The 26,700-nt window shown below is 39.5% G+C and carries 22 protein-coding genes and 1 pseudogene; 6 read left to right on the top strand and 17 right to left on the bottom strand.

The window, feature by feature from the left end:
- Nucleotides 1-90: 90 nt before the first annotated feature.
- The gene (locus tag KFZ58_RS07000) at nt 91-933 is read right to left on the bottom strand and encodes a YitT family protein (RefSeq protein ID WP_235794081.1); all 843 of its coding nucleotides are present in this window, start codon (nt 931-933) and stop codon (nt 91-93) included.
- Between the two features lie 131 nt (nt 934-1,064).
- Between KFZ58_RS07000 and KFZ58_RS06995 the strand changes: the two genes are divergently transcribed.
- Together KFZ58_RS06995 and yppF are read left to right on the top strand one after the other, a co-directional pair.
- The gene (locus KFZ58_RS06995) at nt 1,065-1,925 is read left to right on the top strand and encodes a DegV family protein (RefSeq protein ID WP_235794080.1); all 861 of its coding nucleotides are present in this window, start codon (nt 1,065-1,067) and stop codon (nt 1,923-1,925) included.
- A 128-nt stretch (nt 1,926-2,053) separates the two neighbouring features.
- Nucleotides 2,054-2,230 (top strand): YppF family protein, encoded by a 177-nt coding sequence (yppF, locus tag KFZ58_RS06990; protein ID WP_235794079.1) that lies wholly within the window; start codon nt 2,054-2,056, stop codon nt 2,228-2,230.
- A gap of 28 nt (nt 2,231-2,258) precedes the next feature.
- On the opposite strand, the gene KFZ58_RS06985 is transcribed toward yppF, so the two are convergent.
- Both KFZ58_RS06985 and KFZ58_RS06980 read right to left on the bottom strand, forming a co-directional pair.
- Nucleotides 2,259-3,746, bottom strand: coding sequence for an alpha-amylase family glycosyl hydrolase (locus KFZ58_RS06985; protein ID WP_235794078.1), 1,488 nt, complete (start codon nt 3,744-3,746; stop codon nt 2,259-2,261).
- A gap of 170 nt (nt 3,747-3,916) precedes the next feature.
- Nucleotides 3,917-4,285 carry a YisL family protein gene (locus tag KFZ58_RS06980; RefSeq protein WP_235794077.1) on the bottom strand — a complete coding sequence of 123 codons (369 nt, stop codon included), beginning with the start codon at nt 4,283-4,285 and terminating at the stop codon, nt 3,917-3,919.
- Nucleotides 4,286-4,442: 157 nt separating this feature from the next.
- Here KFZ58_RS06980 and KFZ58_RS06975 point away from each other — a divergent pair.
- Nucleotides 4,443-5,638: pseudogene (locus KFZ58_RS06975) on the top strand (ornithine--oxo-acid transaminase).
- Nucleotides 5,639-5,688: 50 nt separating this feature from the next.
- Here KFZ58_RS06975 and KFZ58_RS06970 read toward each other — a convergent pair.
- The 9 genes from KFZ58_RS06970 to KFZ58_RS06930 form a co-directional block, all read right to left on the bottom strand.
- The gene (locus KFZ58_RS06970) at nt 5,689-6,246 is read right to left on the bottom strand and encodes a hypothetical protein (protein WP_235794076.1); all 558 of its coding nucleotides are present in this window, start codon (nt 6,244-6,246) and stop codon (nt 5,689-5,691) included.
- A 3-nt stretch (nt 6,247-6,249) separates the two neighbouring features.
- Nucleotides 6,250-6,882 (bottom strand): SCO family protein, encoded by a 633-nt coding sequence (locus KFZ58_RS06965; RefSeq protein WP_235794075.1) that lies wholly within the window; start codon nt 6,880-6,882, stop codon nt 6,250-6,252.
- An 87-nt stretch (nt 6,883-6,969) separates the two neighbouring features.
- Complete coding sequence (locus KFZ58_RS06960; RefSeq protein WP_235794074.1) at nt 6,970-8,649, bottom strand: cbb3-type cytochrome c oxidase subunit I; 1,680 nt, start codon at nt 8,647-8,649, stop codon at nt 6,970-6,972.
- Between the two features lie 18 nt (nt 8,650-8,667).
- Nucleotides 8,668-9,135, bottom strand: a complete 468-nt coding sequence (locus tag KFZ58_RS06955) for a cytochrome c oxidase subunit II (protein WP_235794073.1) — start codon at nt 9,133-9,135, stop codon at nt 8,668-8,670.
- Nucleotides 9,136-9,148: 13 nt separating this feature from the next.
- The gene (locus KFZ58_RS06950) at nt 9,149-9,310 is read right to left on the bottom strand and encodes a hypothetical protein (protein ID WP_235794072.1); all 162 of its coding nucleotides are present in this window, start codon (nt 9,308-9,310) and stop codon (nt 9,149-9,151) included.
- Between the two features lie 321 nt (nt 9,311-9,631).
- Nucleotides 9,632-13,357, bottom strand: a complete 3,726-nt coding sequence (gene addA / locus KFZ58_RS06945) for a helicase-exonuclease AddAB subunit AddA (protein WP_235794071.1) — start codon at nt 13,355-13,357, stop codon at nt 9,632-9,634.
- The gene (gene addB / locus KFZ58_RS06940) at nt 13,357-16,848 is read right to left on the bottom strand and encodes a helicase-exonuclease AddAB subunit AddB (RefSeq protein WP_235794070.1); all 3,492 of its coding nucleotides are present in this window, start codon (nt 16,846-16,848) and stop codon (nt 13,357-13,359) included. Before addB ends, addA begins: the two co-directional genes overlap by 1 nt.
- A 652-nt stretch (nt 16,849-17,500) precedes the next feature.
- Nucleotides 17,501-18,052, bottom strand: coding sequence for a signal peptidase I (gene lepB / locus KFZ58_RS06935; RefSeq protein ID WP_235794069.1), 552 nt, complete (start codon nt 18,050-18,052; stop codon nt 17,501-17,503).
- Nucleotides 18,053-18,111: 59 nt separating this feature from the next.
- Nucleotides 18,112-18,771 (bottom strand): TVP38/TMEM64 family protein, encoded by a 660-nt coding sequence (locus tag KFZ58_RS06930; protein ID WP_235794068.1) that lies wholly within the window; start codon nt 18,769-18,771, stop codon nt 18,112-18,114.
- A 197-nt stretch (nt 18,772-18,968) separates the two neighbouring features.
- Between KFZ58_RS06930 and KFZ58_RS06925 the strand changes: the two genes are divergently transcribed.
- Nucleotides 18,969-19,358, top strand: a complete 390-nt coding sequence (locus KFZ58_RS06925; RefSeq protein ID WP_235794067.1) for a YhjD family protein — start codon at nt 18,969-18,971, stop codon at nt 19,356-19,358.
- On the opposite strand, the gene KFZ58_RS06920 is transcribed toward KFZ58_RS06925, so the two are convergent.
- The 3 genes from KFZ58_RS06920 to KFZ58_RS06910 form a co-directional block, all read right to left on the bottom strand.
- Nucleotides 19,306-19,827 carry a competence protein ComK gene (locus KFZ58_RS06920; protein ID WP_235794066.1) on the bottom strand — a complete coding sequence of 174 codons (522 nt, stop codon included), beginning with the start codon at nt 19,825-19,827 and terminating at the stop codon, nt 19,306-19,308. The two genes, KFZ58_RS06925 and KFZ58_RS06920, sit on opposite strands and share 53 nt — an antisense overlap.
- Nucleotides 19,828-20,040: 213 nt before the next feature.
- A complete protein-coding gene (gene lplA, locus KFZ58_RS06915; protein ID WP_235794065.1) occupies nt 20,041-21,036 on the bottom strand; it encodes a lipoate--protein ligase in 996 nt (331 codons plus the stop codon).
- A gap of 197 nt (nt 21,037-21,233) precedes the next feature.
- Nucleotides 21,234-21,962, bottom strand: coding sequence for an MBL fold metallo-hydrolase (locus KFZ58_RS06910; RefSeq protein WP_235794064.1), 729 nt, complete (start codon nt 21,960-21,962; stop codon nt 21,234-21,236).
- A gap of 100 nt (nt 21,963-22,062) precedes the next feature.
- On the opposite strand from KFZ58_RS06910, the gene yhfH reads away from it, so the two are divergent.
- Together yhfH and pepF are read left to right on the top strand one after the other, a co-directional pair.
- Nucleotides 22,063-22,191: a protein YhfH gene (yhfH, locus tag KFZ58_RS06905; RefSeq protein ID WP_235794063.1), complete on the top strand. Its 129-nt coding sequence runs from the start codon at nt 22,063-22,065 to the stop codon at nt 22,189-22,191.
- A gap of 187 nt (nt 22,192-22,378) precedes the next feature.
- Entirely contained in the window at nt 22,379-24,193 is a 1,815-nt protein-coding gene (pepF, locus tag KFZ58_RS06900; RefSeq protein WP_235794062.1) for an oligoendopeptidase F, read from the top strand.
- A 142-nt stretch (nt 24,194-24,335) separates the two neighbouring features.
- Here pepF and hemY read toward each other — a convergent pair whose 3' ends face one another.
- Both hemY and hemH read right to left on the bottom strand, forming a co-directional pair.
- Nucleotides 24,336-25,739 carry a protoporphyrinogen oxidase gene (hemY, locus tag KFZ58_RS06895; protein WP_235794061.1) on the bottom strand — a complete coding sequence of 468 codons (1,404 nt, stop codon included), beginning with the start codon at nt 25,737-25,739 and terminating at the stop codon, nt 24,336-24,338.
- On the bottom strand, nt 25,739-26,677 hold the full coding sequence (gene hemH / locus KFZ58_RS06890) for a ferrochelatase (protein WP_235794060.1): 939 nt from the start codon (nt 26,675-26,677) through the stop codon (nt 25,739-25,741). Before hemH ends, hemY begins: the two co-directional genes overlap by 1 nt.
- Between the last annotated feature and the right edge of the window lie 23 nt (nt 26,678-26,700).

The following is a 26,700-nucleotide window of genomic DNA, read 5'->3' as shown; positions in this document are numbered from 1 at the left end:
ACATACGCCCGGAGCGGTATGATCCTGAGAATAACACATTATAAAAGTGAGGCCAGCTTGAGGACAATTCCTCCCGAGCTGGCCTCATTTTTAATCTTTCCGAAAGACACCAAATATACCGGTTGTTTGGACGATATTTGTAAATGCTTTAGGATCAACTTCATGGATGATTCTTTCCAGATCATATAATTCATAGCGGGTTATAACAAGATATACCATGTTCTGGTCTGTATTCGTATAGGCACCTTTCGCAGGTAAAATGGTAATCCCACGAACCATTGTTTTATGAATTTCGTGTTGTAACTCCACTGCTTTATGCGTAATTATCATTGCAGTAAGTTTCTGATGTCTTGTATGAATTGTGTCAATAATACGTGTGGTTACATATAACGTCAACATTGTATAAAGCGCATTTTCCGGCTCATAAAAAATTCCCGCAAAAACAATGATAACTGCATTTAAGATTAAAAAATAGGTCCCTATTGGCTTGTCTCTCATGCGAGATAGCAACATCGCCACAATATCCATACCGCCTGTTGATGCCCCTAATTTCAAGGTGAATCCAACACCGGCGCCAGCAAGCACACCACCAAATACAGCATTTAAAATGATATCATCGGAAAATGTGATTATCGGTATAAATTCCAGAAATAATGTGGTAAATAAAACAGAAACCACACTATAAATAGTAAACCCCTTGCCTACCTTAAACCAGCCTAAGATGAGTACAGGAACATTGAAGAGGAATAAGAGTATACCTGTTGTAAGCCCGATACCTAAATAATCATTAAATATACTTGCTGTTAACTGGGCAGCCCCTGTAAATCCACTAGCATAGACATTGGCGCCAATTAAGAAAAAATTTAGCGACATCGCATTTAGTGCAGCACCAAATATAACAATAGCGATCCGTTTTGCTTCAAATATAAACATAGCGACCTCCTTGTTCAACGATTAGAAAGTTGAAATTTACAATTTTATAAAAATAAATAAATATATTTTGACTATCGCTTCCGATAGCTTTAAACTAAAAGAAATAGAGTATAATGAATGAAGGTGAAAAAATGAATACGAAAATCATGACAGACTCTGCAAGTGATTTGTCAAATGAACATTATAACGAACTTGACATCGAAATGGTACCATTAACTGTTCATCTTGATGAAAAAGAATATAAAGACGTAACAGATATTAACCCAAAAACGGTTTATGATGCGATGAGAGAAGGCAAAAGCCCAAAAACATCACAAGTCTCACCGGAAACCTTTAAAGCTATTTTTACATCCTACGCTAAGAAAAATCAACCTTTAGTGTATATAGCTTTCTCATCCGGACTATCCGGTACCTATCAAACGGCAAAAATGATGGAAACGGAAGTAAAAGATGAATATCCTGATGCAGTGCTGCATGTAATCGATACGAAATGTGCTTCTATCGGCTGTGGCCTCATTGTCATGCACGCTGCTAGGCTCGCAAAAGATGGTGCCACTGCTGATGACATCAGTGAATCTGTTTCTCATCAGGCAGCGTATATGGAACATATCTTCACCGTTGATGATTTGGAATACCTTCTTCGTGGCGGCCGTGTAAGCAAAACGGCAGCTTTTGTTGGCACATTACTTAAAATCAAGCCCATCCTCCATGTTGAGGACGGAAAATTAATACCCCTTGAAAAAATAAGAGGATCCAAAAAGCTATTTCCCCGTATGCTGGAAATCATGGAAGAACGCGGTACTGATTTCGAAAATCAAACAATCGGAATAAGCCATTGTGATGATATCGAAAGAGCAGAAGAATTAGCTGCCATGATTAAAGAAAAGTTCAAACCAAAAGAAGTCATTATCGAAATGGTAGGCTCCGTCATCGGTGCCCATGCAGGCCCAGGAACAATCGCACTCTTTTTCTTAAATAATACAGATAAATAAGCACCCCCATACTGATTCAGGTTTATTCCCTTGGATCAGTATTTTTAATCATGAAAGGGAATGAATCAAAGAATTACCACATATATTTTATAAAAGGTTGTACATAAAATATGTGGGGGTGATTTTATATGTGGAATGAACTAAAGCATATGTATGAAATCGAACGAGAACAATCACCTGAATCGACAAATGATTTATTGGATTTTTATCAAGGAAAGTACGTCACCGGGGAAATTGGCATTCATTATTACCGAACAGTATATTATTACTTACATGAAGAAGGTGCCATATCCGTACATGAATAATATGCTTAATCATAGAAAGAGAAGCCCATTATACGCTTCTCTTTTTCTGTTTAAGGCTTAAATAAATAACTCCCGCGACAAATAAAAGGAATATACCTCCAAAAACACCAATAAAAGTCCAGTTAAATCCTGTATCAGGTTCAACCACGAATACTTCAGCCATCTCCCTTTCCAGTCCTATTCTATGTTCTCCATCCTCATTTTCCCGGACAATATTATCACCAAGATGTCCGCGAAGTTGCATTCCTGGGTCAATATCACTAACAGTAACAGATTGGAGTACACTGTCGTTATTAATAGCTATATACATGGTTTCATCTTCATATGTACGCTTAAAGACACTCATTGCACCACTAGAGCCAACATGTTCAAAATCGCCATGAGACAGGGCCGGGAATTCAGTTCGAAGCGAAGAGATCTGTGACAGAAACTCTTTTACCTCATCGTTACCACTGTTAAAGTTGACAAGCCTTTGAGACTCCTCGGCATCTTCCCCGTACACCGGTATCTCAGACCCCTGAAACAGGCTAGGAACACCAGGTGTTGTATACATATATGTTAAAGCTAGTGTCCATGTCGTTAAGTCATTACGGCCATTCTCTGTAAATTTTTGAGTAAAACGTTCTGTATACATATTGTCCACATACAATATGTCCGAATGGCTCCCGCTTTCTTCCCATGTTTCAACAAGTGCCGAAACTGGATTGCCCTCTTCTGAAAAGACCTCTGTCATTGACTCATATAGATCCTGATTCTCAATTAAATCAATATCCGTGTTTTCTTTTAAATGGGCCGCTCGCTCATCCGTTTGTAAAATATCCCCAAGCAAATAGAAATCCTCATCCATTTCTTTTATTTGTGCTGAGAAATTTTGAAGAAAACTTTCCGATGCCTGATCAACAGCATGAAGCTTAAATCCATCAATGTCTGTTTCATCCATCCAGAACGAGGCCGCATCAAGTAAAAAGTTTTCCACTTCCGGATTGTCCTGGTTTAATACAGCAACATTGTCCGCCCAATCGACGTTTAAATCATTGCTTTCCTGTACCCAGTCCTCTGTTTCAGGGTCGTCAACAATCGAATGACTTGATGCAACATAATTGGTAACAAACTCCATAACAACCTTTATGTCCCGTGCATGCGCTTCATCTATTAATGTATGCAAGTCCTCCATTGTACCAAACTGTTCCTCAACACTATAAAAATCTTCAATCCAATAACCATGGTAGCCATCAGATGCGTTTTCCATTAACGGGGAAAGAGAGATTGTTGTAATACCAATTTCCTTCAATTCATCAAGTTTGTTTATAACCCCCTCTAAATCTCCACCATGATACGCCTTTGAATCATCAACTTGTACCTGCTCGTCACGCTCAAAATTTCCATTATTATAACGATCCACTAATATATTGTATATAATCTCTTCCTGCTCCTCACTCTCTTCCTGTGCAGCGGCCGGCATTGTATTCATAAGAACAAAAATTATGGTAATAAGCATAAATGCTATTCTTTTCATGTAAAACTATCCTCCAAGTAATCATAATTATCCTTACTCTATTATTAACTTTTCCTATAGATAGTCAATAAAAGTCCCTATATTGTTGAAAATAATTCATATTTTCTTGAAATGAAAAAGGATGCCTCTACACTGGAGACAACCTTTTTGATCTTCACTATACTATTTATTTAGGGCAGGAAACCACCTGGCAGTCGTCCAAATCCTAAAGCGATTGTGATAACGATCGCAATAATGGCTTGAATCCACCAACTCTTCGTTGGTTCACGTCTAGTCATTTTAACTAAAATCATTTCCATTGCAAGAACTGCCCAAATGCCGGCAATTCCTTTGAATATCGCTTCACCCATCATGGCACTACCGCTAAAGTAATTTGCCAATAACGCACCGCCTGAATATAAAATTAACAGATAATCCAGTCGTAATATCATTTGTACAATTTTGGAACCTTTAGCCTTACCTTGTTTATGTAATATGTAAGCTACAGCAAACAAAATAAATGCAAGAACCCAAGACGTGACGTGTAAATGTGTATTCATAAATCCGCCTCCCTTAAAATCAATGAATCTAATTTTTATTTTCCATACTTAACTTATCATATCATGATTGCAATTTCACATGAAAGTTATATGTATTTCTTATGAGCAAAAACTGTTATACTGATTGTGAATTGTATTTTGAAATTGGAGGGATATTATGGTGTATTCCAGTCAGGAAATTATTGACCAAACACAGGAATATGGAGCAAAGAATTACCATCCGCTTCCTGTCGTAATATCAAAAGCTGAAGGTGTCTGGGTGCAAGATCCGGAAGGTAATCACTATATGGATATGTTAAGTTCATACTCAGCACTAAACCAAGGTCACCGTCATCCAAAAATCATTGATGCATTAAAGAATCAGGCAGATGCAGTAACGCTAACCTCACGCGCTTTTCATAATGACCAATTAGGACCATGGTATGAAAAAATCTGTAAGCTGACAAACAAAGAAATGGTACTACCAATGAACACTGGTGCCGAAGCAGTTGAGACAGCTATTAAAGCAGCTCGACGCTGGGCATACGATGTCAAAGGTGTTGAAAATAATAAAGCTGAAATCATTGTATGTGAAGGCAATTTTCATGGACGAACAATGACAGCAGTGTCTTTATCTTCTGAGCCAGAATACCAACGTGGATTCGGCCCAATGCTCCCGGGAATTAAAATCATTCCTTATGGAGATATTGAAGCATTACAAGAAGCAATTAATGAAAACACAGCAGGATTCCTATTCGAACCAATCCAAGGGGAAGCCGGAATTATCATGCCACCTGAAGGTTTCCTAAAAGAGGCATATGATGTTTGCTCCCGAAATAATGTATTATACATTGCGGATGAAATTCAGGCAGGACTGGGACGCAGCGGTAAAATGTTCGCCTGTGACTGGGAGGATGTAACAGCAGACATCCTCATACTAGGTAAAGCATTAGGCGGAGGTGTATTCCCTATTTCGTGCATTGCAGCGAACAAAGAAATTCTCGGTGTATTCAATCCGGGCTCCCATGGTTCAACATTTGGCGGGAATCCACTCGCATGTGCTGTATCCCTCGCTGCTCTCGAAGTGATTGAAGAAGAAGAACTAGATGAGCGATCTCTGGAGCTCGGAAATTATATGATGGAAGAATTAAAAAAATAGATAACCCAAACATTAAAGAAGTTCGCGGAAAAGGCCTATTTATCGGTGTCGAACTAACCGTGAGCGCACGCCCCTATTGTGAATCCTTAAAAGAAAAAGGATTACTATGTAAAGAAACACACGAAAACGTCATCCGCTTCGCTCCTCCACTCATTATTGAAAAAAAGGATCTGGACTGGGCGCTCGATCAAATTAAAGAAGTGTTAAAAGGGTAGCTATACAAAAACCACTCTTTAGAGTGGTTTTTGTATTAGAAAATAGAAATTTATTCATATTCCGATTCATCAATGAACAGCAATTGTATAAAATAAATGATAATACATAGTGCAAAGGCAAGGAATCCCCACCCGAGCGTTTTCTGTTCAACGATTAAGTAATTATTACATAACTGGGTAGGCGCGGCAACATACAGCCAACCCATGAAACCAAACATGATACTAAAAACGATATAGATTACATTTTTACCCATTTTTCCTAATTTCCTCCAGCTATCACGTAATGGTACACCAGCTAAAAATGGCAGACTGATAAATTTGAATATCTCTACAGCATGGATTGTCAAAGCCTCATCCATGGTACGTGGCATCATCCAGTATGCCAAGATAATGGTAAATAATAGTATTCCCGGGACACCATTATGATTCCAATTTTCAAAAAAACCAGATAATTTCTTCTGAAAAAATGGTGCCATTAAAATTCCCACTATAATAAGAAGAGGCATTTGCACATGCATATGAAAGCTCATAATGGATTCTACTAACGTAACAACAGGAGGAAGGCACAAGAAGACGTACAACCCTAATCCATAGACTGCTTGCTTCATCGGTTATCCCCCCTCTTTGCTATCAAGAATGGAGGTCACTTTAGCTGCAGCTTCATCAATTTTGGTATAATCCATCACATCAACTAACGTACCACTAGGATCTACTAAATAAAATGCAGAATTATGCGTGAAGTGCCCATTCCCATCCGGAATAACAATAACGCCAAACGCATCCAACAAATCATCCAATTCTTCCTGATCATTTATTCTTGCCATTCGCCACGTTTCCCCATCACTGTTAAAATAATTTCTATATTTAGTCAATGTTTCCGGGTCGTCCCTGATTGGATCAAAGCTGATACTTAAAAAAACAATATCCTCCCCAATGTACTCAGTTGGTATCTGATTATAAACTTCCGCCAGGTTCATTTCCAGCTCCAGACATACATCCGTGCAAGCAGTATAAATAAAGGTGAGCATAACATATTTATCCTCAAACGCTGAAAAAGGATAGACCCTCTCGTTACTATCTTCCAGTGTTACTTCCGGAAATTCAGGCCGCTCTTCAATTAACCCATTTGTCCTCGCACTTTCAGCAGTATAGGCGGAAAACCCATCTGTGCCTATATAGAAAAGCACAACTCCGAATATCAATGTAAGAATAATAGCTAGCGTATTATGCCTTTTGTTAATCATGGAGATCACTCCCCGAATTTTTGATCTTTACAAATAAATAATAGATAGAGATAGTCTTTCATCCAACAGACTATCTTTAATTGTTCATTACCATGTTCTAAATGGTGGAGATCCTGGAGGTGCATTAACGACTAGATCAACAATTGGTACGAGATACCCCATGGAAATAACTGCTATTGCCAGGACGACCCAAAGTCCCCATCGTTCTGTCCATTTTGGTGTTGTCGATGCATCATCTTCCGGTTCTGCAATAGGGAATTCCGTATTTCCCTTAGGTGCTTTAAACATGAGATGGAAAACGATATAGACCATTAGAACAACACCGATAAACAATAGCGTTCCTCCAATTGCCAAAAAGAACAAGTATGGATCCCAGCTCAATGCTGTTGCATTATCCCCGTATGTGGTGTAGGAAGTTCTTCGTGGTGAACCTAAGAGTCCTACCAAGTGCATTGCTCCAGACATAAATAGCATACCTACCGTCCACGTAATCGTTTGGATAATACCCAGTTTATTGATTTTAGGTGTAAGCTCACGTTTTGTTAAATATGGTATTAACCAATACATGATTCCAAAGAAAGTCAATACAACTGTTGTTCCAACCGTTAAATGAAAGTGTCCGGTTACCCATAGAGAATTATGGACAACTTGATTTAATTGGTTATTAGTCTGGGCAATTCCACCTGCTCCAGCTGGAATAAAGGCAATCATTGCAATCATTGGTGCAAGGAAACGAACGTCGCCCCATGGTAACTTCTTAACCCAGCCTAACAGTCCTTTTGCACCTTCTTTCCTTCCAGTACGTTCAAATACGGCGAACATAGCAAATGCCGTCATTAAGGATGGAAATGCGATTGATAGACTCATAAACACGTGCATGAATTTCAAACCTTCTGTAAATCCAGGGTCAACGATCTGATGGTGAAAACCACCCGGAACGTTTAAGATAACTAGTAAAATAACGACAACTCGGGCTAATGTATCGCTAAACAATCTTCCACCGATAATTCTTGGTACGATAACATACCATGCTGAAATTGCGGTGAAATACCAAACGTTTACCAAGGTATGGCCAAAGCTCCAGAACAATGTGCGGCTAAGCATAACATTTACGGTCTCTGTCCACCCAAAAGCCCATGGAATTAGCATTAAAACCTCAATCGTAACACCGATAGATCCAAGGAATAGGAGAAGGAATGCACCTACCGCGAAGAAAGAAAGTAATGGTAAATGTTGACCCTTGTTTCGCTTCTTCCAGATTGCTGCATTTGTAAATACACCAAGCGTAGCTGCCCAAACACCTAAGACAATAAATACTAAACCGATATAGAACCAAGGGGATGCTTGCATAGGTGGATAAAAGGTATACAATACAGTCGCTTCATCCATTACAATGGTTATAACAACCATTGCGGTCCCTATCAACATCAGTCCTAACGCAGTCCACCCCATTTTTCGAACGGAAGGAATAAGACCACCTAGTGTATGGGACATAGCTGCATAGAAATAACCAACCATGAACAATGCAGTAAATATAAGAATTAAGAGTATTCCATGTGCTGTCAGTACCTGATAGTAATTAAACCAAGCAGGCAATTCCAAGAGTCCTGCACGATTAAGTCCTTGCAAGAGTCCTAAAGTTCCTCCAATAAACAATACAATAAATGCTAGTGAAAAATAGGTTAATGTAAGACGTGCGTCATCCGGATTTACACCCAGTGCCTTATTTGTTTTTTCTTTAAATATTTCTTTTGCTGCCATCTCCATCGTATTTTCCTCCCTTCTTTAATAAACTGTAATCGTTGTACTCATCATTTGGTGACCAGCACCACAGTATTCATTACATAAAATCAGGTATTGACCGGGTTCATCAAATGTTTCTGTTATTGTCTGAATATGTCCGGGAACGACCATCGCATTAACATTCGTTCCAGCAATTTGGAATCCATGTATCACGTCTTTTGACGTCATTGTAAACGTGACCTCAGCTCCAGCAGGTACTTCAATTTCATTTGGTGTAAATCCAAATGCCTGCAGTGTCATAACAACTTCATATTCATTCTCCCCTACTTCAAACACACCAGGGTTATCAAAAGGTGCCGTTTCATCCACTTTTTGCGGATCAATCTGATCTGTATCACTAGGTGGCCCCAATCCTTGTGCAAATGTTTGATAACCTGTTACGACCATCGAAAGAACTAAAATTCCAACACCCAAAATAAGCCATATTTCTTCATAGCGATGCAATTTCATATGATTACCTCCTTTATACTCGAATCATGTAAATCACAAACAGTAAGACCATAAAGAAAATGATTCCTCCCCCTACAAATACGATGGAGGAAAATAAAGTTCCTTTTAATGACTTATCATCATTTTTTTCTTGTTCTTGCACTTCCCTTGGGACCATATCTTTTGATGTTTCCATTTAAGATCACCCTCCTTATTTTTAACTTACTTATATTGTAGTTTGAAGCTGTTATAGGTGGTGTGAGACAAATCACATTCTCCTGTGATTTAACTAACATATAATTATGTATTTCTTACCATTATTTTCATCCATTAAATCATTCTAAAACAATGTGATTACGCTTTTTTACACTGTTATTACACTTACAACAGCGATAATATTGTTACTGTTCATACAGTCCCTGTCTAATTAAATGTGCGCAAATTGTGAACATCTTAACATGGACAAACTGAATAAAAAAAGATCAGCCTTCTAAGTGCTGATCTTTTAATCTAATATCTATTTAATTGGCACATATAAAGCCACATTCCTGGAAAAGAAATAGAGATAGGCTGCTTTTACAGGCTGTTTCCAAATCTCCTCAATTGCATTTCGGTACAGATCCATTTGCGTTTCATATTTTTTTACTAATGTTTCTTTTACTTTATCAGCGGGTTCCTCTTCTAAAATTGAATCCGTCTTATAATCGATTAAAATCCAACCATCATCACTTGGTACGAGACAATCGATTACACCTTGGATTAACACATTTTCTTCTGTTTCACCTGTCCAGGCTGCATATACCTCTCTCGCCGGCAATGTGAGACTGAATGGCACTTCGCGGTGAATGGAAGATGCCTCCATCATAAGCTTGGCAATCCTAGTAGTGAAAAATTGTTCAATCGCAGCGAAATCAATAATTTCTGCTTCTTGTTTTGTCAGTATTTCTTTTTCCACCATTGCTTCCACATTTTCTTCAATTTCATCCCGGGCAAGCGCCCTAGTCATTGGCAGATGCTGCATCACAGTATGCATTGCCGTACCCTTTTCGGCAGAAGTAATGGTTTTTTCCTTTTGCATGAAGGTTGGTCTTTTTACAATCGGAGCTTGAAAGTCCTGAACGAGTTGGTCCCCGCTGTATTCATCCATTATCTCCCGTTGTCGTTTAATTTCTGTCACGGTTTGTTTTGCCCTAGACCTAGCAGCTTCTTCAAAAGGATATTGGAAAGATAGGCGTTTATCAACTTTTTCATCTAACGCTTCATCACTAACTTCCACAGGCTGCCATTTTGCAATATTCTCCTTTAGCTGTAATTCGGACTCTTCCTTACTTTCATCTAAATTGGCTAATGCACTTCCATGGATAATGGAAACATCCCAGTCGGAAGGGTCGAGTTGTATCTCATCCAGAATCACGTCACTAATGCCTTCTGTTCGAAGTGCACTATTTTTCGTATGTCGGATTAAAGCAGGTCCGACCCAGTCCAAATACGTTTTAGACTCCATTCGAAAATGAGCAGGTAATACCCAATTAGTATGATCAGCCATCTTTTGCCACTTCTGCTGTTTTTTCTCAAATGAAGCAACGTTTCCAACCATTACCATCTTTTCTTTTGCACGTGTCAGTGCTACGTACAGGACACGCATTTCCTCTGCCAGCAGCTCACGTAATTTTTCGTTTTGCATCGCATGATAAAATAAGGTTGGGTACGTGATGCGCTTAACGGGATCGATGTATTTACTTGCAAATCCTAAATCCTTATGCAATAAATATTTCTTTCTAAGATCCTGTACATTAAACTGCTTATCCATTGCTCCCAAAATAACAACTGGAAACTCAAGTCCTTTACTTTTATGAATCGTCATAATCCGAACAACATCTTCCTGCTCACTAAGTGCCCTAGCAGAACCAAGATCATCCCCCCGCTCTTCCATTCGCTCAATAAAGCGCAGAAAACGAAATAGCCCTCGAAATGAAGTTGTTTCATAGCCTCTCGCTCGGTCGTAAAGTGCACGCAGATTCGCCTGACGCTGTCGTCCACCAGGCATACCACCAACAAAATCATAATACCCTGTCTCACGGTATATGGCCCATATCAGCGCTGATAAAGCGCCTTGTCTGGCCGCCAAACGAAATTCCTCAAGAAGCGAAAGAAAATTTTCCAACTTATCAGCTAGCCTGCCAGTGTTCTGCCGCTTAAACTTCTTCACCGCATCGTAAAAGGCATGATGCTTATCTGCCAGCCGAATGGACGCTAAGTCTTCTTCGTTCAACCCAACAATAGGTGAGCGAAGAACAGAGGCTAAAGGGATCTCCTGTCTTGGGTTATCAATAACCTTCAGCAAGCTGATCATAATTTTGACTTCAATTGCTTCAAAATAACCCGTGGAGAGCTCGGCATATACAGGAATACCCTGCTTTTTTAATTCATCGACAATGGTAGGTGCCCATGTCATCGAACGCATTAAAATAACCACATCACGATACTGCATATCCCGCTGGACCTGTGTTGCTTTATCAACGACTTGGAACGGTTTATTTTCTTTCTGGCCAATCCAGGATTTTATTTTCTCCGCATATGCCCTTGCTTCCAGCTGCGCTTTCTCTAAATCCTGATAATCCTCGTCTTCTTGCGGATCTTCCTCTTCCCCCGCTTCCCTATCAATAATAAGGAGTTCGGGATTTGGCTCAGCGTTGGCCAGATCATCATACATCTTGTTCGCATAAATCAATTCCGCATCTGCATCATAACGAATCTCCCCTAATTCTTCATCAAGAATTTGGCGAAAAATATAATTCGCGCCGTTTAATACTTGCTCCCTGCTCCTGAAGTTACTAGCTAAGTCAATACGATTGGCAACAATTTCATCACGTGCAAATCGCTTATATTTTTGAATAAAGAGCGATGGCTCCGCATGCCTGAAACGGTAAATACTCTGCTTCACATCGCCTACCATGAATCTATTGCCCGGGCCGATTTGGTCACTGATTAATGTTAAAATAGTCTCCTGGACCAGGTTTGTATCCTGATATTCATCTATTAGCAATTCATTAAATTGCTCCTTAAATGTATGAGCGACGCTTGAAGGGACAGGTTTATCAAACGTCGATGATTCATCAATGAGTAGCTCAAGACAAAAATGCTCCAGATCGGAAAAGTCAAGTATCGCCTTTTCCCGTTTTTGTTCCGTAAAACGTGCTTTAAATTGCTTCACTAATTCGGTTAACTGCCGAATAACAGGGGCAAGCTCACGCATGTCTTCTATATGACTTGTCAAATCACGGTTGAACCATTTTTCCTTCATGTCATTCCAGCGCTTTTTGTAGCTTTTTCTTAAGGCTTGTACGCTTTCTTTTTTTATTTCATCACACTCTGTTCGTTTGGCTGATAGTTTCGCAAATGAACTGTCAGCCATAAAAGCTTGTAAATCATCCCAGGATTCAAGATGGTCTAATGCTTCTTGTAGGCCGGCTAAATCAGAATCTACCGCATCAGCATACTGATAAGGACCATCGCTTTCTTTCGTTAATACATGTGCTTGATTCATTTCTTCCTGGATTGCAGTAAATTGGCTTTTTACCTCACGTTTCATAATAGACAACCAATATAACTCGGATTCCTGAAAGTCCTCCGGCACCTCATAAACATCTGCTAGACTTTCAAGCCAATGATCCGGCCATGGGTTCTGCACTGCAAAGTTATATATTTTTAGAACTAAATCTTCTACTTCCACATCACTGCGGTCACTTGAAAAACGATCGACAACTGAAAAAAATCTTTCCAGTTCTTCTCCTTCTGATCCATACCATTCTTCAAATAAATCATCGATTACTTCCTGTTTGATCAGGTCTGTTTCCATATCATTTGCAATGCGAAAAGCTGGATCAATATCAAGCAAATACGCATATTGTTTAACGACATCCAAACAAAATGAATGTAATGTAGATATCGAAGCCTTTTGCAATAAAGAAAGCTGTTTTTTCAAGTGGTTGGACGTTGGATCTTGTGCTAATGCAGCTTCAATAGCCAACCCGACGCGATTTCGCATTTCCTGTGCCGCGGCATTAGTAAATGTAACAACAAGTAGGGAGTCAATATCAGTCGGACTATCTTTTTTCAACAGCTTTTGAATAATCCGCTCCACGAGTACTGCTGTTTTTCCGGATCCAGCAGCTGCTGCAACAAGCACATCACTGCCATCCGTATAAATGGCTTCTTCTTGTTCTTTTGTCCACGCAGCCATTATTTTCCCTCCCCTTTACGGAGTCTTTCTAAAATATCCTCATCTTTCATGTCTGTCAGTTTTCGATAATTGTTCGTTTCTAAGATCGGATCAAATTGGCAAAGTGAATGGAACGGGCAATACGTACAAGCAATTTCTTGTTTATGCTGATAGGGATTTAAGTGTACGCCGCCCTCTGTCATATCAATACCTGCCTGCATCATCATTTGATGAATATGGTTCTGCAGGCTTGTAAAAGTATCATAATCCGCTATTTTGGAATAACTGTAAAAACCGCCATTCTTTTTAACTCCCGCTGGAACAACCTGACTTGAGCCTGATTCTAGGGATGTGTCCATCTGCCTCACCATTTCTTCATCCGACAGAAGCATCCCCTGCATTTTATACTTCCGGAAAATTTCCTGTTCAAGGGCTTCATCATTCACTTTTTCATTTTTAGAGATCATCGGATTGTGTACGTGGAAATAAAGCACCCCTGCTGGTGTAGCTCTTGTCCCAAGCCATTGCTCGGAATTGGAGAGTACAACATCCAGATACGCCAGCATTTGTAATGCCAGTCCATAATAAACCTCGATAAGGTTCAAACCTTTTGCACTCGATTTATAATCAATAATTCGAAGGAATAAATCCTCTTCATTAACTGCTTTATCCACACGATCAATTCGCCCGCGGAGCATGAGTTCATATCCATTTTCTAAGCCAAGGGTAAGTGGTGGGAGTGTTTGGCCCTTCCCGAATCCAAGTTCCAGTCCAACAGGTGAGAAGTTACTCCTTCTAGCTTGTTCACTTAACACAAAAGCCGCCCTTGCGATAACATCCTGTAATTTCTTCTGAATATATTTATAACGGTTTGAACTGTGCAATATTTGATGTTGCAGGATAGGTGCCAAATTAACTACCGCTTTTTGCGCATATACATCTGTATCTTTCTTCGATAGTTGCCCAAATTCTTTCCCATCAGCTTGTATCCACTCTGTAATTGTTCTCAGTGCTTCATGGAAAAGCTGTCCGATGTCAGGTGCATCCAGTTTATATATTTTTCGTTCATCCAGATTTAAACTGTATTTTGCAAAATGCTGATACGAGCAGCGATAATAGGATTCCAATCTGGACACGCTCGCTTTTACCTGTTGTGGATATAATTCTTCCACCGTTTCAGAAGATAGGTTTATAGGTTTATTTTGATAATATAAGCTTTGCAAAATAGTGTGTGTTGTACCAAACCTCGGATGATGGTCCATATACCAATTCAGTACATTCCACCAAATTGGCCCTACAGGGTACCCTTTTCTTATTCGTGCTAATTGAGCTGTTAACGCTGATCTTGTTTTCAACGGAGTAGTAATAAAACGATCTGCTTCTGCCAATTCATCCGGATCCTGTAGTAAAATATGATCACAGCATGCTGGAAATAAGTCTTCGATTCGTTTAATGAGCTGTGACGGCATTTTCGATTTACCCTCTTCATCACTTAATGGATAGCTCACCCAAATCCTATCTTTTGCCGCTGTAAAGGCAATATACATATAAAACCAGTCGTCCAGTAATTGTTGCTTGCTGCTACTAGCCAGTTGCATCCCATGTCCGGCCAGTAATTCTCTTTCCTGCTCATTAATCATTCCATCCGCAGCCGGCTTCATTGGCCAAACGCCATCATTGACCCCTAGCAAAAATGCACATTTAATTCCGCTAATTCTCGAACGGTCAATTGTACCAACAATCACATGGTCAATAGTTGGTGGAACATGGGCAAATTTCAATGTCTCAAAACCAGCATCCAAGGTTGTTCGAAGTGTCGATAAGGTCATGCTTTCTTCGCCGGCTATTTCAACCATTTCATCAAATAACTGAATAACCGCATTCCATACTTGTTCCTGTTCCCTGCCTTTTTCTATTTCTCCTCGATCATCGTATATCTCGCGTGTCTGCTCTAAGCGCTTTGGTACATCGAGATCTTCCAATAACGTATAGGTTATCTCACATAATTCCTGCACTGTACGAGCATTTCTTATTTGCTCATCAAAAGGTTTTAATGCTCGTGCGACTTGATATCGGTACTTGTTTATTCGTTGTTGTATTTCTTTTTCTGAATCGGTTTGTGCTGCCTGATCAAAGCCTCGGAAACGCTGGAAAACCCACTCCTTGTCGCCAGTCCAGCTCGATCTGGAACGAATACCATATTCAAGTACGTAATTTTCCAATTCATCAATGGCATCATTCGTTAATGGAAAATCGGGGTTTGACGATGGAATGAATCCGGTCTTCAACAGACGAAAAACAGCATCATAGCGCCAATTCCCTTCGACAACATCCAATGCAGAACGAATAAATTCGATTAATGCATGATTGAGCATCGTTCGTTTTTCATCAATAAACACAGGGATATCATGATCACTAAATATCGTATCAATCAAATCATGGTATGTACCTGTCTCTCTTATAAATACAGCGATGTCCTGAAATCGATAGTTCTCTTCACGAACGAGACGGATAATTTCCTGTGCGGCTCCTTCGACCTCCGCGCGGGGATGAACAGCCTCGGCAATATTCAAGGGTGCTTCCCCGTCAAAAGTTAGTGCAGGTCTGACATCAAAATTACTTTCCAAATGAGCCAGATACGGTCGGTCCTTGAATCTGCCGTTCGCTGGATCCAATTCAACTGTTTCTTCAATATTAATTTGGTTGTTACGGGCAATTTCCTGCAGGACATGATAGGTTTCTGTTGTTTGATAAAACAGATCCAGTTCGGAAACCTCTGTATCTTGTTGATGATCAACTGTCAGCGTAACCGTTACACGTCTGCATTTTTTCATTAATGCTTCTACTACCGTTAGCTCTTTCGGAGTAAATCGGTGAAACCCATCAAAATATATTTCTGCATCCTCTAGTAACGTTGATTCCTGAATCTTATTTGTCAGTAACTGTAATTGGTCTTCAGAGTCAATATAATTACCTTCAAGTGCGTATATCAATTTTTCATAGATGTAAGCTAAATCTTCCAACTTTGCAGCTAATGCCTCTTCACCAGGCTCTTTATGTACATACTGCTTTATTTGGTGTATTTGTGTTTGGAGATCGTCTGGCGTGACTTCATATCGTTTGAATTCGGTAATCATGTTCTCCAATTGATCGAGGAATCCTTGCTTCTCCATCGCCTTTTGAAAAACGCGCCAGTCCCCCTGTCTTTCCTCAATAATTTTCCTGAGCATCATTTGAATACCGACCGAGCTAATGAATTGCCTGGTTCCGCCGCCGGTTTCCTGGAGTACCCGCCATGCCAACCTGGAGAAACTAACAACTTGCCCGCGGATGCTTCCCTTTATATCCTTATCATTGAACAGGGCATATTCCTGCTGAAATGTCATTTGATCTGGAACAATATAAAAAAGCTTGGGACCTTGTGGGTCATCCAGCAGTTTTTCTTTTATTTCATCAAGGGACCTGCCGCTTTTTCCTGTACCGGCTCTTCCCAACAAAAATCGGATTCCCATCATAATCCCCCGTTTATTCTAGTTTTATAAAAAATAGCTGTTTTCTAAAAGGTAGTTGTTTTTGGTACAAAAGTTATACAAGAAGACATAATGTGCAATATTCACTACCGTCCGGGATCGTTCCGGGCAATCGCGGACCTTAGGGCACGGCCTCAGCCTTCGACGCACACGACGTGCTAGTGCAGGTGTTGCGACAGGACGTCGCGAACTTAACCTGCCTCGCGGAAAAACCACCGCTGCGGGGTCTTCGGACACGTGCTGGGACTGCGCGTAAATGCTCGTCCCACCGAAGACATTTGTTCCCGCAGGAGTCGACTGCCCTCCACTCACCCGGACTAGTGACAGCACGAAACAGTCTCGTTTTATTACACAAATAATATATAATAAGCCAACACCAGCGAAGGAAATACATGGAGACTCCTGCGGGAGCTAAAGGCTGGTGAGACCCCGCAGTGCGTCAGCACGAGGAGGCTCACCAGCCGCCCTAAGGCGCGCCGAATGTATTTCCGTAGCGGTATCACAGTTCACAATTCTTTTCACTCTGTCGTCTTTTATATCAACTGCGAAGATTTAAAAGCAACAATACTTACGAAAAGAGCCTTAAAAATAGAGCTTCTATCTAATTCTATCAAAGATAAAAGCTCTAACATAACTATTTGCCGAGCGTGAAACTATTTTGATTAAGCGGCCAGTATTTAATATCAACTTTTCCAACAAGCTGTTCTGCCGATATAAAACCAAAGGATCTGCTGTCTAAGCTATCCTGCCGATTATCTCCCATAACAAAAAGCTTTCCTTCTGGCACTTCTTCCTTCCCGGTTATTTCTGTTAAGGTAAAATCATTTGTAAATGGTGTCGAATCACTGGCTTGGGCATATGATTCAAGAAACGCTTCATCCCAATGCTCACCGTTCACATAAAGGGAGTCATTCTTATATTCGACCGTATCACCAGGCAATCCAATTACTCGCTTCACATAATCGGCCTGTTGATTTGCATGAAATACGATGACATCAAATCGATCAACTTCTGTTATGTCATAAATGAATGTATTTACCATTAATAAATTACCATCATTTAATGTTGGCTCCATCGATTCACCATCTACTTCATAACTTGCAAAGAAAAGGGATCGAAAGACTACTACTAGTACCAACGTGAAAATAATCACCGGGATAATTCTACGATAATTTAATTTTTTCATTTTTAAACCTTCCTCCAGGGTAATATGATCTATCATCATAATACCCCGTTTGAAGGGTTTTAATCCTTTTGTTCAAGGTTCGGATTGTCTTTTAGCATCGCTTTCTTTTCCAATCTTTTTTCGATATATTTACCTATTATCCAAAATAATACAATACAAACACCGACTATAATGGTTCGTACCGGATTTTGGGCAAATTCCGTAATACTTGCTCCTACATAGGCAATCGAAAAGATCATTACTGATTTTCCAAGTAGTATAGCCAAGATAAATTGCTGTAGGCTAATTTTTGATAATCCAGCTACCACATTAATAACTGAAGATGGTGAAAAGGGAAAACACATGAGTAGAAAAAGAGGTCCGAATCCATGCCGTTCCAGCCATGTAGTTACGATTTTCACTTGTTTATTTTTGCGTATGGACTTCACTATTCGCGTATTACTAAGTTTACGTATAATGAGAAAAACAACAACTGCTCCTGAACTAGCACCAATCCAGGATAATAGAAATCCTTCTAATAACCCATATGCTGCGGCATTTGCAATAACAAACACTATTAATGGAAGAAAAGGAAGAAGTGCCTCAATAAATGGCAATAAAATTCCCGGTAATGGCCCAAGACTTTCATACTCACTCAGCAACTGCTGAATAAATTCCTCCCATCCCTCATTCTCAAGAATGCCTTTCCAATCAGAAAAATCGATGTTCATTAAGTACATTTAGTTAAATCTCCTCATTCATGTATACAAACGCTTTTTATTTCGTTCCATTATGTTTATTTTAATGTAAACATTTTAATATGCATAGTCTAACGTCATATTTAGCCACTTTCTTTTCCATTTAGGGTATATTTTTTATTCATTATATCATATAATATACATAAGGAACAAACGTTCTTAGATGGAGGGATTAACTTATGCGCTATCTTACGGATGAAGAACTGCGGGTAGCTTCACGATTCCTATTTCTTTCAATGGCAATAACTGTTATCAAACAAGATATCGAACATGTTCAAAAAGGAGCCTTTAAAATTAAAGAACCTTATGTTGAATTATTGGAAAATATGGCATCTGAAGCTACGAATGAACGCAGGGAGTTACAAAAAATAATGAAGAATAAAAACATCAAAGTCGTTGCAGGAAACAGGAATGAGTCGTTTTCATCTTTTCTATTCCTTTGCAGGGGCAGGGAGGAGATACGTAACTACTTTAATCCCGTTATTCGAAACAAAGTTGAAGCGATTATACAGGAACTCATGGTAATGGCTCGGCTACCATATCAGCCTTATGTTTCTGCAAAAACTTAATCCGATTATCGAGTAGGTAGCGATATTGCGCCGTTCGCTGTACTTGATTCAGCATGGAACCAAAAGAAACGTCGAGAATAATTTGCTTCCCATTTTTGAAAATGATTTCTGTACGGTGATTTGTTGCTTTATTGATTTGGTCAATATGGGAATGAGCAATCCAAGAACATTTAGGATTTGCAGGTGAGCATGTAGGAAAAAAGTACATCCCACTGGAAGGGTCAATCGAGATCGGTGCTTTATGTGTTAATCCACATATATCACGTGTTCCATCCTGTCTACCCTTTAGGCTGGCACCAAAGAACTTGCAAGCTGAATCAATAATTTTAGTTGGAGAATGGTCGACAACATATTCAAAGTCTTCTTCCAATATGAATCTGGCTGACTTGCCATTGTCACCGTGTTGCACGATAACTGCCATGGTCATTGGGGTAATTTCATAAGTTGGAGTATAAAAATCATTATACATATTTATCATCCTTTCGTTTTTAAACGAAAAGAAAGTGGCTAATTATTAATTTACCAAATTTCAACATAAAAAGCTATATAAAAATTGAATTTCATGAAAAAACTTTTTATTTTTCAGCAATTTCTAATGAAATAGTTGATTTTTCGGGTTATTTTTATAATCAATTTTGATAAAAAAAAATAGCAGCTCATTCTGCCATGAGCTGCCTTTCAATTAATAGATTAAGTTAATAAAATCTTCTTTCGTTATTCGTCCAAGGTAATGTGATACCTCGACATCTGCTAATGCTTCTTCAATCGCTTTTCGTTCATGACGAACACCAGTCAGGCTGTCTTCGATAACTCCTACATTTCCAACGCCAAAGAAGTCACCATAAATTTTGCAGTTTTCGATAACGCCTTTTTTAACATCCAGACGAACGTCCACCAAACCGGCATCAAATTTATGTGATGCTTGAATATTAAAAGATGGTGATTTACCATAGTTCCAATCCCATTGCTGATAACGTTTCTTGGAGATTTGATGAATATTCTCCCAATCTTTGTCGGTTAACTCATGGCGTGGAACGTCTTTGATATCTTCTACATCAAAAACATGTCGCAAAATAAGCGCTTTGAATTCGTCCATGGTAATTTTCTCATCCAGAAATTCGGAAATATTTGCTACACGGCTGCGAATAGATTTGATTCCTTTTGATTCGATTTTTTCTTTATTTACATTTAAAGCGGAAACGACATTTTCAATTTCCGAATCAAGCATTAATGTTCCATGACTGAACATCCGCCCTCTCGTTGAAAACATCGCATTACCGGAAATTTTACGACCGTTTGCCGCTAGGTCGTTCCTTCCGTGTAATTGCGCAGGTACGCCGATTTTATTTAATGCATCAACGATTGGCTGGGTGAACCGTTGGAAATTTTGAAAGCTATTTCCATCATCCTGTGTAATAAAACTGAAATTTAAATTCATTTCATCATGATACACGGCTCCTCCACCTGACAGGCGACGAACAACTTTTATCCCGTTTTCATCAACATATTCCGTATTAATTTCCTCAACGGAGTTCTGATTTCTACCGATAATAATGGAAGGCTTGTTCACATAGAACAATAAATAAGAATCCTGTTCGCCAAAATTTTCTAAAATATATTCTTCCAGTGCCAGGTTAACCATTGGATCTGTAATCCCTTGATTATCTATAAATTTCACTAGTAAACCCCTTTCTTTTAATTTGACTCTTTTTGTAAGTATAGTTGCTTTTAAATCTTCACAGTTGATATAAAAGACCTTACGTCGTCTTTTATATCTTTTGTGTCAAAAACTAAAACTTTTGAAAACAGCCTTTAATTTTCAATCTAACATTAGTTTACTGGAAAAAATAATGGCAATCAACGAATACACTTAACCTATCCCCAAATAAATCCTTCTTCCGCTAAATGAACGACTCCCTCATAATACCGCTTTGCCTCAATTACTAATTGAGACTTTTGACCATATTGCGGCAAATGGCTTAGCATCAACTCTTTCACATTTGCCTTTTCAGCAATGATCCCCCCTTCTTTGCTCGTCATATGTCCCGCTTTTGAACCATCCTGCTCAGCATAAAAGTTACAGTCCGTAATAAGCAAATCCGCCTGCTTCGCAAAATCAATCCATTCCTCTTTAAAACTTGTATCAGCAGTATAAACAAGCGTACTCTCTCCATCGGTGACCCGCATCCCGTAACATGGAACAGGATGATCCGTTTTTAAAAATGTAATAACAAACGGGCCCAACTCCAGTTTTGCGTTTGGATCATAAGCAATTCCTTTGGTGTAATTATGTGTTAGTTTAGCAAAACCTTGTGTATCCTCAGCATGTCCATATATCGGCAATATTTCCTCATTCCCCAACGCGTAAGATTGTACAAGTTTACCATACTGCAATACACCAATATCCGCGACGTGATCATGATGATAATGGGACAAGAGTACAGCATCAATATCAGAAACCTGTTTATACGTTTGTAATTTGGACAGGGCACCACTTCCTGCATCAACTAATAAAGAAAAATTATCTTTTTCAATTAAATACGAAGATGTTGCGCCATTTGGGGCGGGGTAACCACCCCAGCAACCGATTACAGTTAATTTCATATAAAATTCACTCCATTGCTTAAAATTTGTTGTAACACACTATTGACTGAACGAATACTGTTGTAGTACAATACATTTAACAAGTCAAAGGGGGATATCCATGATTAACGTTGTTGAATTTTTTAGAAACCTGCCTCGTAAAAAATGTGCACAATGCGGCCATGACATCCACGAAAAAGCTGATTGCTACATCAATTTATGTGATGATTGTGATCACCCAGCACGGTAATTAAGGATTTCATTTTTACTGTACTATAACATTATACTCCATATCAAGAAGCATGGAACGGTTCCCCCGATCTATCGGGAAGCAGATCCCATGCTTCCTTTTTTTAAAACAGAAAAATTGTATCATTCTTTTTGTTTTTATATTATAGTTAATTAGAGTACCGAAATAACGTGGAGGGGGAATGAAATTGACAACTACTTCAACAAAAAGATGGAAACGCGCGGAGGTTCCTGAAGAACAGAAATGGAACTTAAACGATTTATTTACATCCAATGAGGCTTGGGAACTCGAACTAGCCAAAGTCCAGGAGGATGTCAGTGAGGTAACACAATTTAAAGGAAAATTAGGCGCAAGTGCCGCGAACTTACTAAACGGACTCAGAGCCCAAGAACAACTCCAGGAAAGGGTTACCAGAGTAGCTACCTACGCCTCTTTAAAATCAAGTGCTGATGGGACAAATCCTGACAATCAACGCGACTCGGCAAAGGTCTCTTCAGCTCTAGCGACTATTAACACAAAGCTTTCCTTTATTCAATCCGAATTATTGCGTCTTTCTGATGAAACAATTCAGCAATTTTTAAAAGAAGAACCAAAACTGCAAATCTATCAAAAAGCACTTCAGGACATTGCGGAGAGAAAACCTTATACACTCACACCTGAGCTTGAGGAAACATTAGCGGCACTTAGTGAAGTACATAGTGCACCATACATGATATACGGGCGCAGCAAGTCCTCCGACATGGAATTTGATTCGATCACAGGTGAAGATGGATCCGAACTGCCGATGTCAGCTGCATTATATGAAGACCGCTATGAATTAGCTCCAGATAAAACAACGCGTCGTAATGCGTATAATTCGTTTACCAAAACATTAGATCAGTATAAAAATACGTTCGCTGCAACATATGCAACAGAGGTAAAAAAACAGGTTATTATGTCACGCCTGCGTTCCTATGATTCTGTTACAGATATGCTCCTGCAACCGCAAGAGGTTACAAAGGGTATGTATCATAATCAATTGGATGTTATACAGCAAGAATTGGCACCACATATGCGTCGCTATGCTAAATTAAAACAAGAAAAGCTTGGCCTGGATGAGCTGCATTTCAGTGATTTGAAAGCCCCTCTGGATCCGGAGTTCAATCCTGAAACGACTTATGAGGAGGCTATATCTACTATTCTTGAAGCACTTGAAGTAATGGGTCCTGAATACGGCGAAATTATGAAGAAAGCGATCCAGGAACGTTGGGTGGATTTAGCTGATAATGTAGGTAAATCTACTGGCGCATTTTGTGCAAGCCCATACGGTGTCCATCCATATATTTTATTAACATGGACGGATACAATGCGTGGCGCTTTTGTACTAGCACATGAATTAGGGCATGCCGGACATTTCTATCTTGCAGGCAAGAATCAATCACTCGTTAATACACGACCATCCACCTATTTCGTGGAAGCACCATCAACGATGAACGAGATGCTGCTGGCTAATCACTTACTTGCAAAAACCGATGACAAACGGATGAGGCGCTGGGTAATCACGCAATTGCTTGGCACATATTATCATAATTTCGTTACCCATTTACTAGAGGGCGAATTCCAACGTCGTGTATATGAATTAGCAGAAGCAGATACCCCGCTAACAGCAACTGTATTATCACAACAAAAACGTGAGGCGCTGGAAAATTTCTGGGGTGACACGGTAACATTTGATGAAGGTGCAGGCCTTACATGGATGCGTCAGCCGCACTATTATATGGGACTATATCCATATACGTATTCAGCAGGTTTGACCGTTTCTACTGCAGTTGCTAAGAAGATACAATCAGAAGGGCAACCAGCAGTCGATCGCTGGCTCAATGTACTCAAAGCTGGTGGTACTAAAAAACCGCTTGACCTTATCAAACAAGCAGGTGTAGATATGTCAAAACCTGACGCCATTAAAGAAGCTGTCGCCTACATTGGCTCACTTGTTGATGAATTGGAAAAAAGCTATGAATAAATAACGTCCAAGGAATGGCCGGAACTTTCCCCGGCCATTTTCTATTTTTGTCTATAAAATTTCCCAACACCACTAATTTCATTTCCAATTATACAAAAAGCTGGCTCCAAACAAATGAACATTGTTTGAAGCCAGCATCTACTTACCCTCGCAAAAATTCTACTACTTCATGAGCAGTCTTCTCACCTTGATCAATACAATCCGGTATACCAACACCGTCATAGGAACTTCCTGTTAAAAACGTACCAGGCAAATATTTTCGTGTCTGGTTACGCACTGCTGTAATCCGCTCCAAATGCCCAACCGTATATTGCGGTCTTGCATTTTTCCAGCGTGTGATCACACTGAATTCTGGATCGGATGTAATTTTCATCGTTTTCTTTAAATCCTTCAAGACAATTTCGGTCAATTCCGCGTCTGTCATATCTACAACAGACTGATCATTGGGTCTGCCAACATAACACCGTAATAATATTTTTCCGTCCGGGGTCGTTATCGGCCATTTTTTATGTGTCCATGTACATGCGGTTATCCGGTAATTACTGCTTTTGGATACAAGAAATCCTGTCCCATCAATATCTTTTTTAATCGCTGATTGATCAAAAGCCAATACAACATTCGCTGTTGAGGTTGCCGGCATGTCGTCGAGCGTTTTAAAGAAATCATATTGACTAAACAACCTTGGCACAGTGAAATGCGGTGTGGCCATGATAACAACATCCGCTTTTTCAACGTCCCCATTACTTAATAAAAGATGGTAACCATTATCCTTTTTCTCCACATGATCCACTGGATTACTAACCGTTACAGTGTCCTCATCCAATTTCTCAGCAAGGCTATCAATTAATGTTTCCAAGCCATTTTCCAAAGAGAAAAAGGCTCCAGTAGGATTCTTCTCCTTACTTTTGTCTGGCTTCGGCATTGTTTTCTTTAATCCCTTCATCACACTGCCATATTCCTGCTCCAACTTATAAAAGATAGGATAAGTCGCCTTCAGACTCATTTCATCAATATCACCAGAATGAATTCCAGATAATAGTGGATCAATTTGATTGATCAGCAATTCATTTCCGAAACGACGACGGAAGAAAACGCCAAGTGACTGGTCAGCCGCTTCTTTTCCTCTTGGTAAAACCAAATCAACTAAAGCTCTCCCCTTCCCTTTAGCGGAAATGAGATTGGAAGACAACAAGGGACGGATATTTTTGGGGATCCCCATAAATGTTCCTTTTGGCATTTTATGCAATTTATTTTTCACTAAAATATAAGATTGACCAGTGGCGTTACGGACAATTTGATCTTGAAGTCCCAGTTCCTCCACAAGCTTTACTGCAGGTTGTTTCCTGGCTAGTAATGAATCTGGACCCTGTTCAATCGTAAAGCCATCTCGCTTCATCGTTTTTATTTTTCCGCCTAAGCGATTGCTTGCTTCAACTAACTTCACATCATACGGCAGTCTTTTTTCCTTTATCTCTTTTTGTAAATAGTAAGCGGCGGTTAACCCGGTTATTCCGCCTCCTACAACTACAATATTTTTACGTGCCATCACACATCACGCGTTGCTTGTTTTAAAACGACATCTGCTAATGTATCGATAAATTGCGGATGTACATTTGGCATTTCTGGGCGATAATAATTGGCCCCCAGTTCTTCACAAACAACTTTACATTCATAATCATTGTCATATAAAACTTCCAGGTGATCTGCAATAAATCCAACAGGAGCATAGATGAATGAGCGATATCCTTTTTGCTCGTAAAGATCACGTGTTAAATCTTGCACATCCGGACCAAGCCATGGATCAGGGGTGTTCCCTTCACTTTGCCAGCCGATTTCATAATTTTTAATCGCTGTTTTTTCAATGATAAGTTTCGCAGTTTCAGCTAACTGTTCCGGATAAGGATCACCATCTTGCAGGATTTTCTCTGGTAAACTGTGTGCAGAAACGATTAATACAGCTTTTTCTTTCTCATCATTAGTGAGTTGCTGATAGACACTATCAATCTGCATAGCCCAATAGTCGATAAAGCCTGGTGCATTATACCAGCTCTCCACAGAAGTGAGAGATGTGACACCATGTTTTTCGGCTGCATCATTTGCCCGCTGATTATAGGATTTCACACTGAATGTAGAATAGTGTGGTGCTAATACGATCGAGACAGCCTGTTCAACTCCGTCTTTTGCCATTTCTTCTACTGCATCTTCAATAAATGGTTCAATATGCTTCAAACCAATGTATGCTTTAAATTCGTATTCATCTTGTTTGGCATTAACACTTTCTTCAATCGCTTTTGCCTGTTGTTCTGTAATTCTCGCCAATGGTGAAATACCACCTATTGCTTTATAGCGATCTTTTAAATCCTGCAGTGCATCTTCAGCAGGTTTTCTGCCATGACGAATATGTGTATAATAACGTTCAATATCCGCTTCCTTATATGGCGTACCATACGCCATTACTAATAATCCTATTTTTTTCCTTCCCATTTTACAGCACCTCTTCATGAAAA

The sequence above is a fragment of the Virgibacillus sp. NKC19-16 genome, assembly GCF_021560035.1.
In the GTDB taxonomy this organism is placed as follows: Bacteria; Bacillota; Bacilli; order Bacillales; family Amphibacillaceae; genus Virgibacillus_L; species Virgibacillus_L salidurans.
The sequence above is the reverse complement of the archived record's forward strand: the minus strand, read 5'-3'. Positions and strand labels throughout refer to the sequence as shown.